Source organism: Bacillus sp. EKM420B (assembly GCF_011065565.1).
Taxonomy (GTDB): Bacteria; Bacillota; Bacilli; order Bacillales; family Bacillaceae; genus Bacillus; species Bacillus velezensis.
In genome coordinates this window covers 730,104-747,877 of record NZ_JAAMNX010000002.1, presented here as the reverse complement: position 1 = coordinate 747,877, position 17,774 = coordinate 730,104, and the positions used below count along the sequence as shown (strand labels likewise).

12 protein-coding genes are annotated in these 17,774 nt (G+C 49.4%); 2 read left to right on the top strand and 10 right to left on the bottom strand.

Going from position 1 to position 17,774, the window contains the following annotated elements:
- Position 1: 1 nt before the first annotated feature.
- Positions 2 to 832, bottom strand: coding sequence for an aldo/keto reductase (locus G9F48_RS08760; RefSeq protein ID WP_007410023.1), 831 nt, complete (start codon positions 830 to 832; stop codon positions 2 to 4).
- 221 nt (positions 833 to 1,053) lie between these two features.
- On the opposite strand from G9F48_RS08760, the gene G9F48_RS08755 reads away from it, so the two are divergent.
- A complete protein-coding gene (locus G9F48_RS08755) occupies positions 1,054 to 1,539 on the top strand; it encodes a hypothetical protein (RefSeq protein ID WP_025853859.1) in 486 nt (161 codons plus the stop codon).
- 33 nt (positions 1,540 to 1,572) lie between these two features.
- Here the strand turns inward: G9F48_RS08755 and G9F48_RS08750 are convergent, their stop codons facing one another.
- The 5 genes from G9F48_RS08750 to G9F48_RS08730 all read right to left on the bottom strand — a co-directional run bounded on the left by G9F48_RS08750 (position 1,573) and on the right by G9F48_RS08730 (position 10,757).
- Positions 1,573 to 3,588: a Na+/H+ antiporter gene (locus G9F48_RS08750; RefSeq protein ID WP_156735776.1), complete on the bottom strand. Its 2,016-nt coding sequence runs from the start codon at positions 3,586 to 3,588 to the stop codon at positions 1,573 to 1,575.
- Between the two features lie 346 nt (positions 3,589 to 3,934).
- Entirely contained in the window at positions 3,935 to 5,650 is a 1,716-nt protein-coding gene (gene cysI, locus G9F48_RS08745) for an assimilatory sulfite reductase (NADPH) hemoprotein subunit (RefSeq protein ID WP_156735777.1), read from the bottom strand.
- 27 nt (positions 5,651 to 5,677) lie between these two features.
- Positions 5,678 to 7,486, bottom strand: a complete 1,809-nt coding sequence (locus G9F48_RS08740) for an assimilatory sulfite reductase (NADPH) flavoprotein subunit (protein ID WP_165409365.1) — start codon at positions 7,484 to 7,486, stop codon at positions 5,678 to 5,680.
- 174 nt (positions 7,487 to 7,660) lie between these two features.
- On the bottom strand, positions 7,661 to 9,976 hold the full coding sequence (gene helD, locus G9F48_RS08735) for an RNA polymerase recycling motor HelD (RefSeq protein WP_165409364.1): 2,316 nt from the start codon (positions 9,974 to 9,976) through the stop codon (positions 7,661 to 7,663).
- A gap of 172 nt (positions 9,977 to 10,148) precedes the next feature.
- Positions 10,149 to 10,757, bottom strand: coding sequence for a trimeric intracellular cation channel family protein (locus G9F48_RS08730; protein ID WP_007410017.1), 609 nt, complete (start codon positions 10,755 to 10,757; stop codon positions 10,149 to 10,151).
- Between the two features lie 222 nt (positions 10,758 to 10,979).
- Here G9F48_RS08730 and G9F48_RS08725 point away from each other — a divergent pair, with 222 nt between their 5' ends.
- On the top strand, positions 10,980 to 11,780 hold the full coding sequence (locus G9F48_RS08725; RefSeq protein WP_014305811.1) for a zinc-dependent metalloprotease: 801 nt from the start codon (positions 10,980 to 10,982) through the stop codon (positions 11,778 to 11,780).
- A 33-nt stretch (positions 11,781 to 11,813) separates the two neighbouring features.
- On the opposite strand, the gene G9F48_RS08720 is transcribed toward G9F48_RS08725, so the two are convergent.
- From G9F48_RS08720 to G9F48_RS08705, 4 genes are all read right to left on the bottom strand, one after another.
- Positions 11,814 to 12,233, bottom strand: coding sequence for a disulfide oxidoreductase (locus G9F48_RS08720; RefSeq protein WP_156735780.1), 420 nt, complete (start codon positions 12,231 to 12,233; stop codon positions 11,814 to 11,816).
- Complete coding sequence (locus G9F48_RS08715; RefSeq protein ID WP_138092940.1) at positions 12,223 to 12,894, bottom strand: DsbA family protein; 672 nt, start codon at positions 12,892 to 12,894, stop codon at positions 12,223 to 12,225. Before G9F48_RS08715 ends, G9F48_RS08720 begins: the two co-directional genes overlap by 11 nt.
- 117 nt (positions 12,895 to 13,011) lie before the next feature.
- Positions 13,012 to 15,123 (bottom strand): heavy metal translocating P-type ATPase, encoded by a 2,112-nt coding sequence (locus G9F48_RS08710; RefSeq protein ID WP_165409363.1) that lies wholly within the window; start codon positions 15,121 to 15,123, stop codon positions 13,012 to 13,014.
- 149 nt (positions 15,124 to 15,272) lie between these two features.
- A complete protein-coding gene (locus G9F48_RS08705) occupies positions 15,273 to 17,702 on the bottom strand; it encodes a heavy metal translocating P-type ATPase (protein WP_165409362.1) in 2,430 nt (809 codons plus the stop codon).
- Positions 17,703 to 17,774 lie beyond the last annotated feature (72 nt).

The window sequence follows — 17,774 nt, the reverse complement described above, 5'->3', positions numbered from 1 at the left end:
CTTAGAACAGAAGCTCGTCCGGATTCGGTCCGACACGCTCGTCTTTGTTCAATGCGCTGATCTTTTCCATTTCTTCCTGTGACAGTTCGAAATCAAAAATATCGGCATTTTCTATGATGCGGTGCTCTTTAATCGATTTCGGAATGGTAACGACTTCGTTCTGAAGATCCCAGCGCAAAATCACTTGAGCAACCGATTTGTTATGTTTTTCCGCAATTTGTGACAGCACTTCGTTATCGAGGAGCTGTCCCTGCATCAATGGAGACCACGCTTCCACTTGAATGCCCTGCGCTTTGCAGAAATCTCTTACTTCTTTTTGAGTCAGGCGCGGGTGGAATTCAATCTGGTTGACCATCGGCTTGATTTCAGCATCTTTCAGCAGTTCTTCTAAATGATGCACTTGGAAGTTGCTGACGCCGATGGCGCGGATTTTGCCGTCTTTGTACAGCTTTTCAAGAGCGCGCCATGTGTCTTTATATTTATCCTTGCCAGGCCAGTGAATCAGGTAAAGGTCGAGGTAATCGAGGCCGAGGCGCTCAAGGCTTTTCTCAAACGCGTCAAGTGTCGTTTCGTATCCCTGATCTTCATTCCACACTTTTGACGTGATGAACAGCTCTTCTCTGGCAACGCCCGCAGCTCTGATGCCTTCGCCGACACCCTCTTCATTTTTATAAATAGCCGCCGTATCAATGCTGCGGTAGCCGTTTCTGATTGCCGCTTCGACGGAGTCCGCCGCTACGCTTCCGTTTTCCACCTTGAAGACGCCAAGGCCGAACCACGGCATTTCAACGCCATTATGAAGCTTTACAGTATCTTTTAAGCTTTTTGCCACGTTGAACCATCCTTTCTAGTCATTATGTAAACGGTTATTATTATCTCACATTTCCGCCGTAAGAAACCAATTATACGCTCATCGTTATAACAAAAACCATCTTTAGTGCCCAAGCACCACCAACGTTATTATTTTCCTATTTTTCAAAAATTCCGGTTAATCGGGTAACTGTCCGGGTAAATCGCTACTGTAGCCACCACACAATTGAAGGAGGAAATCATATGAAACGTATGCGTATCCCGATGTCCGTTGCCCTTGGCGCCGCTTTGTCTCTGACTCCTCTGTCCTTTGTATCCGCAAAAGAAAACCCGGCCCCTCAAAACTTGGCTCAGCAAACATCAGATGTCTCAGCAAAAGATGTCGGATTAAACATTGATGTTGACCTGCTCGGCATCGGCAATTCGATTGCTGACGCGATTAAGTCGGCGCAAAACCGTGACGGCTTCGTCAAAAACTTAATGGAATCTTCATTCTACGCTTCCGGACAAAAATATAATGTCATGGTGTTTAATTTAAGCCAGGAATATGAAGATCATTTTAACGGCGTTCAGTTTTACGGTTCCGCCGTTTATGACGGCATCACGTACGGCATTTGGGTGTTTGAAGACGGAAGCTTCACCAACAAAGGAGATGGCGGCTGGATCAACTGGGCCTTCAGAGGCTGGTTTGACCGCGACGGCGATCACGTCGAATTCCATCGTCCGTAATCAAAAAAGTCCGGCACAGATGCCGGACTTTTTTTATTCATCTCCGTCAAGCATGGCCGCTTCCACATCATTGATGTATTGGCGAAGCTCATGCGACATGTCGCGGGAAATTTCCCGCTCTTCGAATAATGTTTGGATTTCGTTGCGGATGGCCTGTACGGCCCGCAGTTTGATTTCGAGTTTTTGATTTTCAAAACGGCGGCTCGGATTCTGTTCGTGATACGAGTGCCCCAACCTGAAAATCAAGTGATTGTAAAAGGAAATGACGGCAAGCGTCACATCTTTATTTTCTTCAGTCATGTGTTTTTTCAGGCTTTCAATGGCCGCTTTTGCCGTTTTAACCCTTGTGGTGCGAATGAGGCCTTCTTCATTTAAAATCGACATTTCCGGCTTTTTATGTTCGCCGAAAAAGATCCAGTACATCAGGCGTTTCAGCTTTTTCTTAGATAAGCCGACTTTAAACGGATTCGTATACAACACTTCCAGTTCATCAAACCGTTCCTGAAGGCTGTCAGCCGTTTCTTCCGGTATGTCACCCCGCTCAATCAGCCGCAGCAATTCTTCCTGTTCTGCCTGTATCCCTTGGGCGCGGACTTTCCGCTCATCTTTTTTCGTGCGGTTTTTGACGGTGAACTGCTGAAACCTGAGATTTTTCATTTTCTCATTGTATTCGGCAATGACCGCAAAAGAAGCCGTTTTGTTTGTCTCATTCATATTTTCTTTAATGGCGGTTAAGGCAGCTTTTATCAGCTTCCGTCTCGCTGTCAGCAATTTGACTTTCTTCTCTTTCACATTGTCTTCCGGCTTATCTGTCAAAATCGGCAGTACGATTGTCGCCAGCACCAATGTGCACAAAATAACGCCCGCGGCTAAAAAGAGAATCAAATTCCGTTCAGGAAACGGTGAGCCGTCAGAGAGCACGTAAGGAATGGAAAAGGAACCCGCAAGCGTGACCGCTCCCCTGACGCCTGAAACCGAAATCAGCAGGGTCGAGCGCAGGCCGGGTTTATAAATGCTCTGATCCTTGTTAAAAAACCACTTGCCGTTCCAAAAAAACAGCACCCACAAAAACCTGAGAATCATTAACGTCAGCGTAATGACGATAATATACCCGATGACCATCATATTGTTAAACGCGGTATCATTAAAGATGACGGAAACCACGTCCGGTATTTGCGCACCTAAAATAACGAAAACAAGACCGTTCAGAATGAACAAAATAATATTCCACGTACTTGAAGAGACGATTTGCAGTTTGACCATCGTTGATTCAAGACGGTCCTGCTCCACCGCATGCGTGATGCCGCCGGCCACAACCGCTAAAATGCCGGAAACGCCGATTTCTTCAGCCGCGAGATAGATGACGAACGGCGTCAGAATTTGAATCAGCATATGCATCGTGACATCCTGCATGCCGAGGCGCCGCATAAACAGCCGAAAACGGATAATCAAAAAAGAAATGACGACACCACTGAGTAAACCGCCGGCTGAAATCAGAACGAAACTGAAGGCGGCCTGCGCCAGCGAAAATGCGCCCGTCACGGCAGCCGCAATCGCAAATTTAAAAGCGACCAGGCCGGATGCGTCATTCATCAGTCCTTCTCCTTCAAGGAGACGCAGAATGCCTTTTGGCATCTTCACACGCCCTGACAGTGCGCTGACCGCGACAACGTCAGTCGGTGACAGGATCGCCGCCAGCCCGAACGCGGCGGCCAGCGGAATGCTCGGAATCATCCAATGAATCGTGTAACCGCCGACAATCACAGTGGCAAACACAAGCCCGAGCGCAAGCAGCAGAATCGGCGCTCTTAAATTCCAAAGTTCCGCACGCGGCGTCCGTTTTCCATCGTTAAAAAGCAGCGGCGCGATAAACAAAACAAAAAACAATTCAGTATTCAGTTCAAAATGAAGCCCCTGCGGAAATGACGCCGCAATGATACCGAGCGCCACCTGAATCAAAGGCACCGGGATAAAGGGGACAAACCGATTTACGATATTTGAGATCGCGATAATGGTTAAAAGTACGAGTACGACTAAAAATATGTCCAAAGCTGACCTCCTTCATCTGCTGCATCATATCATTATTGTCTGTTCTCTGCCCTTGTCAAAGGCCGGAGCCGATGATCGGGCAGATTCAATATATTTTCCGCACGCAACCATTCTTCTTTTATTTTACCCGTTTTTATTTAAAATTTCTCATAACGCGCTCACGGCGAACTTTTTTTGCCTTCAGCTACATTTTTTCCGGAAAAAGAAAAAGCCTGTTTTCTCTGAAAACAGGCTTTTTCGCAAGCTGCGTCATCTGTTTCATGACGCGGTGCAGCGTTTATGCTGCTTAGCAAAGGATAGAGAACCACCGCCAGTGTGTCTCTATCCTTGGTTTTAAGAGCTCATCTTATTCGTGAAAATTCGTGCCGTCTGTCGTCGCTTTAATGATGCCGGCGCGGATGACGAAATCGCCGAAGTGTTCGCCTTCCTCACGCTCTTTCGCGTAGCGCGGGAGAATAGTGCGAAGCTCACTCAGAATTTCCTCTTCACCGATATTTTCCCGGTACATTTTGCTCAAACGGCTGCCGTCAAACGCCGCTCCTAAATACATATTATATTTTCCGGGCGCCTTTCCGATAAATCCGATTTCGCCGAGTGCATGGCGGGCGCAGCCATTCGGGCACCCGGTCATACGGATGGTGATTTCTTCATCCCGCAGCCCGTTTTCGTCAACAATGTCTTCAATCTTATCAATCAATTTCGGCAGATACCGCTCGGCTTCGGCCATGGCGAGCCCGCATGTCGGAAGCGCGACGCAAGCCATTGAACTGCGGCGGAGGGCGGAATGCTGCCGGCCGTCTGTCAGACCGTATTGTTCGATTAATGCGCTGATTTGTTTCTTTTTCTGGCTCGAGACATTGCCGATAATCAGGTTTTGATTAGAAGTGAGACGGAAATCCCCTGTATGGACTTTGGCGATTTCACGCAATCCCGTCATCAGCTTATAATTCTCATAGTCCGTGACGCGGCCGCCTTCGATAAACATCGTAAAGTGCCATTTCCCTTTTACGCCCTTCACCCATCCGTAACGGTCGCCGTTATGGTCAAAATGATAAGGTTTCGCTTCATCCAGCTGCCAGCCGAGACGGTTTTCCAGCTCGGCTTTTACGTTTTCCAGCCCGAGACGGTCAACGGTGTATTTGAATCTGGCATTCTTTCTGACGGAACGGTTTCCGTAATCGCGCTGAATTGTAATGGTTTTTTCCGCTACATCATACAGCTGCTCCGGTTTGCAGAAGCCGATGACTTTTGAAAGCTGCGGATAAGTGGCCGTATCGCCGTGCGACATTCCCATACCGCCGCCGATTGCCACGTTGAACCCGATAAGACGGCCTTCCTCCACGATGGCAATGAAGCCGAGATCTTGAGAAAAGACATCGATATCATTGGACGGAGGCACGGCGATTCCGATTTTGAATTTCCGCGGCAAATACAGCGGACCGTACATCGGTTCCGTTTCCGTGTCAGGAGTGCCCGCCACACGTTCTTCATCAAGCCAGATTTCATGATAGGCTCTCGTGCGCGGAAGAAGGTCATCGCTCAATTTCTTCGACCATTCGTATACTTCCGCATGAATTTCAGACTGATGCGGATTTGAAGCGCACATGACGTTTCGGTTGACATCTCCGCAGGCCGCAATGGTATCAAGCAGCGCCGCATTGATTTTCTGAATCGTTTTTTTCATGTTCCATTTTAAAATTCCGTGCATTTGGAACGTTTCACGCGTTGTCAGCTTCAATGTATTGTTTCCGTATTTTTGCGCCAGTTCATCCATGACAAGCCATTGTTCCGGAGTTGACACGCCGCCTGGCATCCGGACGCGCAGCATGAACTGATAAGCCGGTTCAAGCTTTTGTTTTTGACGTTCATTACGGAGATCGCGGTCATCCTGCAAGTAGCTTCCGTGATGCTTCATCAGCCGGTTGTCATCGTCCGGGATGCCGGCTGAAATCCGGTCGAGCATGACTTCTTTCAATGTGCCGCGCAAATAATCGCTTTTTTCTTTAATTTCCTCAACATCACTTGGAGGGCCTTCCGGCGCTTTTAAAATGTTGTTCACCATGCTGAATAAGCTCCTTTCAAACCAAAATCAATATACGTCACGCTGATAGCGTTTTTTCTGCTGCATGTCTGCCAGGAAGCTTTCCGCTTTTTCACAGCTCATGCCGCCTTCTTCCTGAATGATATCGAGAAGCGCCTGGTGCACGTCATGCGCCATATGCTGTTCATCACCGCAGATGTATACGGCGGCTCCCTGCTGCAGCCATTCATACAGCTCTTTGCTTTGTTCTTTCATGCGGTGCTGCACATATACTTTTTCCTCCGAATCCCGGGAAAAAGCGACGTCCATTTTTGTGAGAACACCGTTTTGCAGCCATTTTTGCCATTCCGTCTGGTACAGAAAATCAGTGACAAAGTGCTGATCCCCGAAAAACAGCCATGTTTTCCCTTCAGCTCCGGTTTCTTCACGCTCCTGCATAAAGGAACGGAACGGTGCGATGCCTGTCCCCGGCCCGACCATAATGATCGGTGTATCCGGGTTTTCCGGCAGCTTGAAGTTTTGGTTGTGCTGAATGTAAATCGGAAGCGTATCTCCCGGCTGGAGTCTTTCCGCACAAAGAATGCTGCACACGCCTTTACGTTCTCTGCCGTGCGCGTCATATCTGACCGCTCCGATTGTCAGATGCACCTCTTCCGGATTCGCTTCTAAACTGCTTGCGATCGAATAGAGCCGGGCCGGCATTTTACGCAGGATGGAAAGAAAGTCTTCCGCGGAAGCTTCCCACGGACCGAAATCCCGGACGAGATCAAGCAGATCACGGCCGTTGGTGTATGCTTTCAGCTGCTCTTCGTTTCCTTCGGCCAGAAGTTCACTCAGCTTTTGATCAGCCGTAAACTGTGCGGCCTTTTGCAAAAGCGGCTTTGTTAAGACGGTAATTTCAAAATGAGAAGTAAGCGCGTCTTTCAGCGGACGGCGCTCTCCTTGTTTATTCACCGCCACTTCCTGTTTTGGGTCCCATTTCAGCTCATTGATCAGCTCATCAACGAGCGCCGGATCATTTTCCGGATAGATGCCGAGGCTGTCTCCGGGCTGATACGCGAGGCCCGATCCTTCAAGCGATAGCTCGAGATGACGTGTTTCTTTATTCGAACCGCGTCCGTTCAGATTGATGTTCTCAAGAACCTCCGCCCGAAACGGGTTCGTTCTGGAATATACGGATTCACCGAGAGCGGGCGTCTCGGCAGGCGCTTCGGCTGTTTGATTTCCCGCTCCTTCGTTCAAACCGCCGATAACCGCGTCAAGCCATTCCGAAAACGGCTCATCATAATCAAGATCGCAATCAACCCGCGGCGCAAGCTGGGTGCCGCCGAGCTCTTGAAGACGCTCGTCAAACTCTTTGCCGGTCTGGCAGAAAAATTCATACGAGCTGTCCCCGAGCGCCAAAACGGAGTAACGGAGCGCTTCAAGCTTCGGCGCGCGTCTGCCGTGAAGAAATTCATGAAAGGCCAGCGCGTTATCCGGCGGATCGCCTTCTCCGTGCGTGCTCACCACGATCAGTAAATTGTTTAATTTTTTCAGATTATTCGGCTTAAAATCGTTCATCGACGCGACGGTGACCTGGAATCCCCGTTCCTCAAGCGTCTTTACCGTCTGTTTCGCAAGACCTTCCGCATTTCCCGTTTGCGATCCGTATAATACGGTCACTTCTTTCGAGACTGCCGGGCTTTCTGCAGGAGCCGGAGCAGCGGGCGCGGCTGTTTCACCGGATTCGGACCGGGCCGCAGCCAAATAACCGCTCAGCCAGATTTTCTGTGATTCTGTCAAGGTCGGCAGAAGGCGGTTAAGGAGCTCTGCCTGCTCCTGATTAAACGGACTGTTCATGACCTGAAGTTGCAACGATATCCACCTCACAAGGAATTAAACGTAACGTACGTTATTTCTATAGGAATTGTCAAAATAATATTCTAATTGAAACTTTACCGAAAGTTTGTATGTAAGTAAAATATATAATCATGATGACAACGATTAAGATTACTAATGATAAAAAGCCCTTTGCACTCGGCAAAGGGCTTACACGAATAAGCCGGCGGGCACTTCTTTTATAAAAGGAGAGGGTTCTCCCGGGGACAATACGGTCAGATGATGCATCGCCCGCGTACAGGCCGTATATAACAGCTTACGGTCATGTTCGCTATTGTACTGGGCAGCAGAGGCGTCAGCGGCAATGACGGCGTCAAACTCAATGCCTTTTGCCAAATAAACGGGAATGACGCATACCCCTTTTTGAAAAGGCTGGTTTTCTTTATTGATCAAGCGGACACCGCTCTCGGCGCTGACTGCCTGAAACACTTTTTTGGCTTCCGCGGCCGTTTTGCAGATGACGGCGACCGTCTCCCAGCCTTTTTGTCTGAGCTCCCGGATTGTATCCGCCAATTGTTCCTGCCGCGCATTTTCTGTATCCGTCCGCAAAACACGCGGTTTTTCCCCGTTCCGGTTAAAAGGCTCAATGTCATCGCCGTCAGCCAGCAGCGCTTTCGTAAATTCAACAATCTGCCGCGTCGATCTGTAAGTCCGCTTCAGGCTGACATACTTTTCTGCACCATTGCGAAAGCAGCCGGCGAGGGAAGAAGGACCCGTAATGGTGTGGGCATAAATCGACTGGCTGACATCACCGAGCACCGTCATCTTTGCCGCCGGGAAGATGCTTTGAATATATGTGAGCTGAAATGGGGAATAATCCTGCGCTTCATCAATGAAGACGTGCTTCATTTGTGTGTTTTTTCTTTTTCCTTCTAACAGATCCTGCAAATACAGATACGGAGCGGCATCTTCATACGGAAGCGACCGTTCTGCAAATGCGTTTCTGGTCAAAGCGCCGATGCTCTCCCAATGATCGGGCTTTTCATCAGCTCCCCAGTCTGAAAACAGCCGGAGATACATCCGTTTTATATCGAGAAAGCCGAGCCGTCTGACGGCCTGCTTAATCGGTTTAAAGGCTTTGCCGACAATAATGGCGCCAAGCAGGCGCTGTTCGCGCTGATGGTCGTCAAATGCAGGTTCATCATCTGCCTCCTGCTTCTTGAGTGTTTGATAAACCTCAGCATAGTCTTCCTTATCAAGCAGCTCGCTCTCCTGCAAGACCCATTCCTTCTTACGCTCCTTTTTTTCGAGAGCGCTGATTTCCGCGAGAAGCCATTCCGCCGTCAGCTCCGCTCTGTTCGGAATCGGCAGCTGCTGATCAAGCGAATAAAAATAGGCTTCAACCCGCTCTTTTGAAATCAGGATGTCTCCCCGGAAGCTGATCTGTTTACATATCAGACCCGAGCAGGAAAGTGAGCCGGCATAGCGGTCAATCATGGCCTGAAAAGCTGATGACGCTTTGTAAGCAATGGCTGCAAGCCTTACGGAAAGTGCGTCCTGATTTTGTTCAGTCAGGCAATATTCAAGCTGCTCGTACGGGCTTTCACAATCAAACTTTCGTCCGAGACGGCGGATGATATATTCCTGAAAGGTGGCCTGCTCCATATTCTCTTCTCCCAATTCCGGCAATACGGCGGAAACATAACTGTTAAACAAAATGTTCGGGGAAAACAATACAATCTGACGGGCATCAAGCACCCCGCGCCCGCGGTACAGCAAGTAAGCGGCCCGCTGAAGCGCCGCGGATGTTTTCCCGCTTCCGGCGGCTCCCTGAACGATGAGATATTTGCTTTTTTCATCACGGATAATTTCGTTCTGTTCTTTTTGGATGGTTGACACGATGTTTTTCATATGCTGTCCGGAATGGCCGCTCAGCACCTCTTGCAGCATTTCGTCACCAATCGTCATGTCCGTGTTAAACATCGCTTTAAGCGTCCCGTTTTTAATGATGAACTGCCGCTTCAGTGTGATGTCTCCCTCTATCGTTTCTTCCGGAACTTCATAGCGGGCTTTTCCCGGGGAATATTGATAGTAAAGAGATGAGATGGGCGCGCGCCAATCATAAATGAGAAATTGCTCGTTGTTTTCATCCATCAAAGAAGTCAGCCCGATGTAAATCCGCTCGGAAGAGGACTCCCCTTTTTCCGTAAAATCGACACGGCCGAAGTAAGGAGAGGTTTTCAGCTTTTGGATTTTTTGAAGCTGCCGGTATTGAAGCCGATGCGTCCGTTCACGTTCTGAAAGCATTTCCGCCTGCTGTTTAATGCTTGAAAATGTCTCAGCCGCTTCATGGGCGTCATCCATATTCACGGTGACATCATCCCAAAACGTTTTTCTCAGGCCGACAATATCCTGCTTCAAACCGCCCGATGAGGCTTCAAGATGAGTTTGTTTCTGTTCCAGTTCCTTCATGACAAAATTGATTCTTTCCTGCTCTTCTTTCCACTCTTTATCACGTTTTGCCATCAGCGGCACCTCCGAGATCAAGCTGACAAATCCGGCTTTCCTCATACAAACATATATGCAACATATTATTCAGCATTATGGTCAAATACCCTTTTTCTTATCATATCGGGCGTCTTTTTTTATCAGAAGCCGTTATGCAAAAAAACCGATTTCGTTTGTGAAATCGGTTTTTTTACTGATCTATATGATAGGAACGATTCGGCAGGCGCCACCTGAACACATAACTGCAGATGCGGCATGCCACAAGCACAAGAAACAGCACATACAAACCGGCGGCATCCCCGGCCCAGCCGAGGCCCACGATTAACCCTCCGAGCGCGGCCCAGACTGCATAAATTTCCGCCTTGAGCACAAGCGGCTTTCTGCCCGCGAGCAGATCCCGTATGATACCGCCCCCGCTGCCGGTCAGGACCGCTGCCGCAATCACCGCACTGAGCGGATGGCCCATTTTCACGGCATATAAAGCGCCTTGGATGGCAAACGCCGAAAGCCCGATGGCATCGGATAGGTTGCCCCATTTACTCCAATGCCTTAACAGCAGCTTCGGAAACAAAAAGACAATCGTAACTGATGCGAGAGCGATTTGAAAAAACGCGCCTTGCTCCCACAAGGCGGAGACCGGAACACCGATCAGCAGATTTCGGATGGCTCCTCCGCCGAACGCCGTTACAATCCCCAAGATATACACGCCTAAAATATCATACTCCTCTTCCATCGCAACAATCGCTCCGCTGACCGCAAACGCAATGATGCCGATTACACTAAGCAGCTCCCAGGCCATTCCATATGCTCCTTTTTATTTGTTAAATTTTCTGACGACCATTAGATTTTATAATCGCTTTCTCTTAAAATCAACCTTATTTTTGAAAGATTCTGATTCCTAATCCGGGACAACCTCACCCGCAACCGCTGATGCGAGAATATTTTCCTATTTTATACTTTAATGGGAGGTTTATTGGAAGTTTCATTGAATACTTTCTCTAACAAAAAAGGGGGGTATGAGATGAAAATCAGTTCACTTGTTTTTCCTGTTTTATTGGCCGCCGGATTAATTCCCGGCCTGCCGTCAGCCGAAAGCCATACGCATTCGCACACTCATGCGGAGCCGGCGAAAACGGTGTATACGGACCCGCTTCCGAAAGCCGATCATTTTAAAGATCTGAAAGGCCCGGTCCAAGTTGAACAGACGGTTGACACAAAAATTCTGGATGAGAACGGCAAGCAGGTCGGCACGAAACGATTCAATGCCAATGTCAGTCAGGATAAAGCCTCAACTAAAGCCAGCACGGGCTCTCAGAAGGTCAGAGTGCTGGCGGTGGCGGACGCTGAATACCGCGCCAAATACAGCGACTGGCAAACGCGAATCGTCCAGATCGTGGAGCAGGCGGATGTCGCTTTTAACCGTGATCACAACATTGATTTCGTCGTACAGGCCGTGCAGGCTTGGAATTCCTCCGGCTCAAACAGTTCTCAGATTTTATCGAATCTCCAAAGCAGCTTCAGAAATCAAAATTATCATTTTGTCGTCGGTTTTACCGCAAAATCAAGTTTTGACGCCGGCGGTATCGCGTATGTATATAACGGCAAACCGAGCGGCCCGGCTTTCAGCGTGAACCTTGATCAAGGAACGGCCAACACGGCGAAAGCGGCACAGCACGAGTTTTCCCATAACTTCGGACTTCAGCATGACGCCCAAGGCAGCGGCATCCGCTGCGTCATGAATTATGATTATGCCTATTCCGTGGATATTTGGGACAGCTCCCATAACAGACAGATTGCGACAAACAAAGCTTGGTACAGATAATAGAAAAAGAGCCGCTCCCATGGAGCAGGCTCTTTATTTTGCCGTGCGTTCCGTTTTGACAAAACACATGCAGACAATAATGAGAATAAATGCCGTCAATGCTAAGAATGGAATGGTAATAAAACCGAACCAGTTAATATATTCAGATGAGCAAGGCACGCCGTAGACGCATGGCTTGATGCCGCTGAAACCGGGCACCTTCTGCTCAAGGTAATGCATGATCGATATAAACGCGCCGATGACGGCCATCGGCAGCACATATTTTTTCACGCGCGTGTCACCCTGGAAGGTGGCGATTCCTAAAATCAGGACAAGCGGGTACATGAGAATTCTTTGATACCAGCACAGCTCGCACGGTATGAATTTTCTGATCTCGCTGAAATATAGGCTGCCGAGCATGGCAGCAAGAGCTATTACCCAAGAAGCATATAAAAATACGATTCTATTTTTCATTTTTCAGCTCTTTCTTAATCGTTTTTGAAATCTCCTCATAATCAGAGAATTCTTTAATCACTTTGTCATTTACGTAAATCGTCGGTGTCGCCGTAATGTTTAATTTATCATTCAGGTCAGTGTCAGCTTTCAGCTCTTTTGCAAATGTCTCTTTATCAAGGTTTTCCTTCAGCTTGTCAGGATCAACCTTTTTCGCGGTGCTTTTGACCGTTTTTTCAAGCAATGCAGGCGTGACCCATTCCTGTTCGCTTGACGGCTGCTCTTCAAACAGCTTTTCATGGAAAGCCCAGAATGATGCCGGGTCTTCCTTCCACACCTCTTCTGAAGCAAGTGCCGCCAGACGCGAGCCGCTTCCGTGGTACATGACGTTCACAAATGAAAATTTCACGTCGCCTTTATCGATAAAATCTTTTTTGATTTTCGGAAAGATATCGCTGTTAAATACTTTGCATGACGGACATTTGTAATCTCCGAATTCAACTACCGTAACAGGCGCGCTGTCTTTGCCGAGCACGGGCTGTCCTTTAATGGAAGGCTGTTCGGCGACTGTTTCGCCCGCTTTTTCCGTTTGGTTGTTAATAATTACGATGGCCGCAAATAAAACGACAACGATTAACGTCAGAATCACCGCAAATTTCGCAGACGATTGTTTCTTTTTCACTCAGACACCTCATTGTTTTTAAAATAAAAAAGAAGCGGATGCCGGATGGCCCGCTTCTCTATTTTACCAAGACAACCTTGTTTAAGAAAACCCTGAAAAACGAATTATCTTTGACAATTATTCCGCTTTCACTCTCATGACGCGCATCGCGTTGGCAACGGCGATCAGCGTGACGCCTACATCTGAAAAGACCGCTTCCCACATGGTGGCGAATCCGAATGCACCAAGCAGGAGAAAAATGATTTTTACGCCTAAAGCAAATCCGATGTTCTGCCAGACGATCCGGCGTGTGCGGCGTGCAATCCGGATGGCTTCGGCTGCTTTTGACGGCTGGTCTGTCATCAGGACGACATCGGCCGCTTCGACGGCGGCATCAGAACCGAGAGCCCCCATGGCAGCTCCGATGTCAGCTCTGGCAAGCACAGGCGTATCATTAATCCCGTCGCCGACAAACATCAGTTTTTCATTCGGTGAAAGCGCGGCTTCAAGTTCTTCGACGCGGTCTACCTTGTCACCCGGCAAAAGCTCTGTGTACACGTCATCAATACCGAGCTCTCGGCCGACAGCTTCTCCGGTCTGCTTTGAATCACCCGTCAGCATCACTGTCCGCTTCACGCCGAGCGCTTTTAAATTGGCAATGGCCTGTTTGGCGTCCTCTTTGATTTCATCTGCGATCACGATCGCCCCCGCATACTGCTGATCAACGGCGACATAAACGACGGTTCCGTTATTTTCAGCTGTGCCGGAAGCGATTTGTTCTTTTGCCATCAGTTTTTGATTTCCGGCCAAAATCGTTGATCCGCCGGTTTTCACCCGAATGCCGTGTCCGGGTATTTCTTCATATTCTTCAATCTCCTCAGCCGCTAACGGTTGATTGTAAGCTTCACGGATGGAAGAAGCAATCGGATGATTGGAATGGACTTCTGCAAGCGCGGCTGCATGAAGCAGGCTGTCATTCGTAAATCCTGCCGCCGGTTTGATATCAGTCACGGCGAAATTGCCTTTCGTTAAGGTTCCCGTTTTATCAAACACGGCGTATGCCACCTGATTGAGCGCTTCTAAATAGTTGCTGCCTTTCACGAGCACCCCTGCTTTAGACGCAGCCCCGATACCGCCGAAAAACCCGAGCGGAATGGAGACGACGAGTGCGCACGGACAAGAAATCACAAGGAAAATCAGCGCGCGGTACACCCAGTCGGATAGCGCGGCTGAAGGCACGAGAAGCGGCGGTAAAAAGGCGAGAAGCACCGCAACAATGACAACGGCCGGTGTATAGTACTTGGCAAACTTCGTAATAAAGTTTTCCGTTTTCGCTTTGCGTCCGGCCGCATTTTCGACCAGATTCAATATTTTTGACACGGCAGAGTCTTCATACCCTTTAGAGGTTTCAATATGAAGCACGCCGTTCTGATTCATAAATCCGGCCATCACCTCTTGCCCCGGCTCCGCTTTTCTCGGCACGGATTCGCCCGTTAAAGCGGATGTATCAACCATCGAAGAACCGCTCAGCACCTTTCCGTCCAGCGGAATCCGTTCTCCGGGATTCACGACGATGACCTGTCCGACTTTGACGTCCTGCGGCGGAACGGCAGTCATGCCGTTTTCCGTTTTCACATTGGCGTACTCAGGACGGATGTCCAATAACGCGCTGATCGATTTTCTGGATCGGCTGACGGCCGCTCCCTGAAACAATTCACCGATTTGGTAGAACAGCATGACCGCGACGCCTTCCGGATATTGATGAATGATAAATGCGCCGATTGTGGCAAGCGCCATCAGAAAATGCTCATCAAATACCTGGCCGCGGACAATATTTTTTCCCGCTCTGGCTACGATATCGCCGCCGATGATCAAATATGAAGCAAAAAAGAGCAGAAACTCAAGGACGGCGCCCGTGTGCGCGAAGTAAGCGATGACGGCCAAAACGGCGCCCGCCGCCAATCTCACTAACATCAGCTGCAGCTTTTTGCGGTATTCATCCTCACCGGGTTTGTCTTCGTGCTTCGAACGAACGGTCACATGAGGATCAATGGACTTTACTTTTTTCGCGACTTCGTCTTTCATCCATTGCTCGTTTTTGCCGCCGGCTGAGACCGTGATGGTGCTTGCCGCAAAATTGACAGCACAGCCGTCTATGCCGTCAATGGCTTTTACGCCGTTTTCTATTTTTTTTGCACAGTTGCTGCAATCAAGTCCGTCTAATACAAATTCACCTTTGGCTGCTTTCATTTTCGACTCACCCTACTTTCCGTAATAGGATTCCCATAACATCAATACAGCTAAACGAAATTATATATATGAGCATATATTCATATAAGTGTTTTCTCTATTATATGCAGGCTTTGAATAAAGTGTCAATAAAAAAGACAAAACCGGCATCAGCCGATTTTGTCTTTTTTCACCTTCTGTAAACGCAAGGCATTAAGCACGACCGATACCGAGCTGAACGCCATGGCGGCGCCTGCCACCCACGGAGCCAGAAAGCCGGCTGCCGCAATCGGAATGCCGATGCTGTTGTAGCCCAATGCCCATCCTAAATTCTGCTTGATGTTTCTCATAGTCAGCCTGCTCATGCCGATGGCGTCGGCAATGCCGTTCAGGTCTCCGCGGATCAGCGTAATGTCCGCTGCTTCCATTGCGATATCGGTGCCGGTGCCGATGGCCATCCCGATATCGGCCACAGCCAGCGCCGGAGCATCATTGATGCCGTCGCCGACCATCGCCACGCGCCGGCCTTCTTTTTGCAGCCGGGAAATTTCCGCCGCCTTTTGTTCGGGAAGCACTTCGGCGATCACGCTGCCGATGCCCGCGGCTTTTGCAATGGCTTCCGCGGTCTTTTTGTTGTCACCGGTCATCATGATGACGTCAAGCCCCATATCATTCAGACGTTTCACCGCGGCCGGAGATGTTTCTTTAATGGTATCGGCGACTGCGATAAGCCCCGCCGCTTTGCCGTCTGCCGCAATAAGCATCACCGTTTTTCCTTCCGCCTCCAAGCGGGCCATGTGCGGAAGCAGCGCTTCATGTTCAATATGCTCTGATTCCATCAGCCGTCTTGATCCGGCTAGAATCGTTCTGCCGTCAGCCTCTGCATAGATTCCGGAACCGATCCGGGCTTGAAACCGGGTGAGTTTCGGGATGGAAATCCCCCGGTTTTCGGCTCCTGACACGATGGCTTCTCCAAGCGGGTGCTCTGATCCCGTTTCGGCGGCCGCCGCCAGCCGCAGGAGTTCCTCTTCGTTCATTCCCGCTGCCGGTACGGCATCTGTCAGCACCGGTCTGCCGTTTGTCACCGTTCCGGTTTTATCCAGTACGATGGTCGTCAGACGCTGGGTCTTTTCTAGATGCTCCCCGCCTTTAAAGAGAATGCCGAATTCAGCTGCGCGGCCGGAGCCCGCCATAATGCTCGTCGGTGTGGCGAGGCCCAGTGCGCACGGACAGGCAATGACAAGCACGGCGATGAATTTGCCGATCGCTTCAGAAAACTGTCCCGGCGCCGCCCATACATACCAAATGAGAAAAGTCAGCACGGCCAGCCCCAGCACAATCGGGACGAAAATGCCTGAAATGTGATCCGCGAGCCGCTGAATGGGGGCTTTTGATCCTTGGGCTTCTTCCACGATTTTAATAATGTGTGCAAGCGCGGTATCTTTGCCGACATTCACCGCTCTGATTTTGAGAAAGCCGTTTGCATTGATCGTCGCCCCGGTGACGGTGCTTCCGGGAGACTTATCGACAGGCATGCTCTCTCCCGTAATCATCGATTCATCAATCGCGGAATGGCCTTCAATCACTTCGCCATCGACAGGAACGCGTTCTCCAGGTTTCACGTATACGATATCCCCCGCCCGGACCTCGTCAATCGGAATCACCTGTACTTTGCCGTCCCGCTCAACCGCCGCAGTCTTCGCCTGAAGCTTCATTAACTTTTTAATCGCTTCTGATGAGCGGCCTTTTGCTTTCATCTCTAAAAGCTTTCCAAGCAAAATCAAAGTCAGCAAAATGGCGCTCGTTTCATAATAAAGCCCCTCAGCATGTCCGTCTCGTCCGAGAGACGCAATCGTCATGTACAGGCTGTATGCGTAAGCGGCCGTCGTTCCGAGCGCAACGAGAACATCCATATTGGCGCTTTTGTTTCTCAGCGCCTTGTACGCTCCCATATAAAAAGGCCAGCCGATGACGAGCTGCACCGGGGTGGCAAGCGCGAATTGCAGCCACGGATTCATCAGGATATCCGGCATCCAGATAAAAGAAGTAAAAGAAAAATGGCTGACCATCGACCATAGAAGCGGAAAGGAGAGAATGGCAGAAAATATGAGTCTGATCAGCTGCTTTCGCTGCTCTTTCTCCTTTTGGGATAATCCGCCGTCTCCATCAACCGCTTTCTTCTCGTCTAATCTGTAGCCGAGTTTTGCCACGGTCTCTTTCAGCTCTTTCGGTGTCACCTCTTTCGGATTGTATTCAACGGTGACTGTTTCCAGGGTGAAATTCACCGGTGCGCTCACAACGCCCTCTGTTTTGTTCAGGCGCTTTTCAATCCGGTTGGCGCAAGCGGCGCACGTCATGCCTTCAATCTGAAACTCGGCTTTTTCCGTCACGACGTGATAGCCGAGTTTTTCAATTTTATCCTTTATGGCGCCAGCTTCGATTTTGTCAGGCTGATAAGAAATATTTGAGGTCTCAAGCGCAAGATTGACGGAAGCGTCATTGACGCCGTCCATCCGTTTCAGCCCTTTTTCAATTCTTGAAGCGCAGGCGGCGCATGTCATGCCTCCCACCTGAATGGTCATTTCTTTCGGTTCACTCAATGTCCTCATCTCTCTTCATAAACCCCATGGGGGTATAATTATGATAAAAGAAAACCGCGCCCGTTCCCGAAG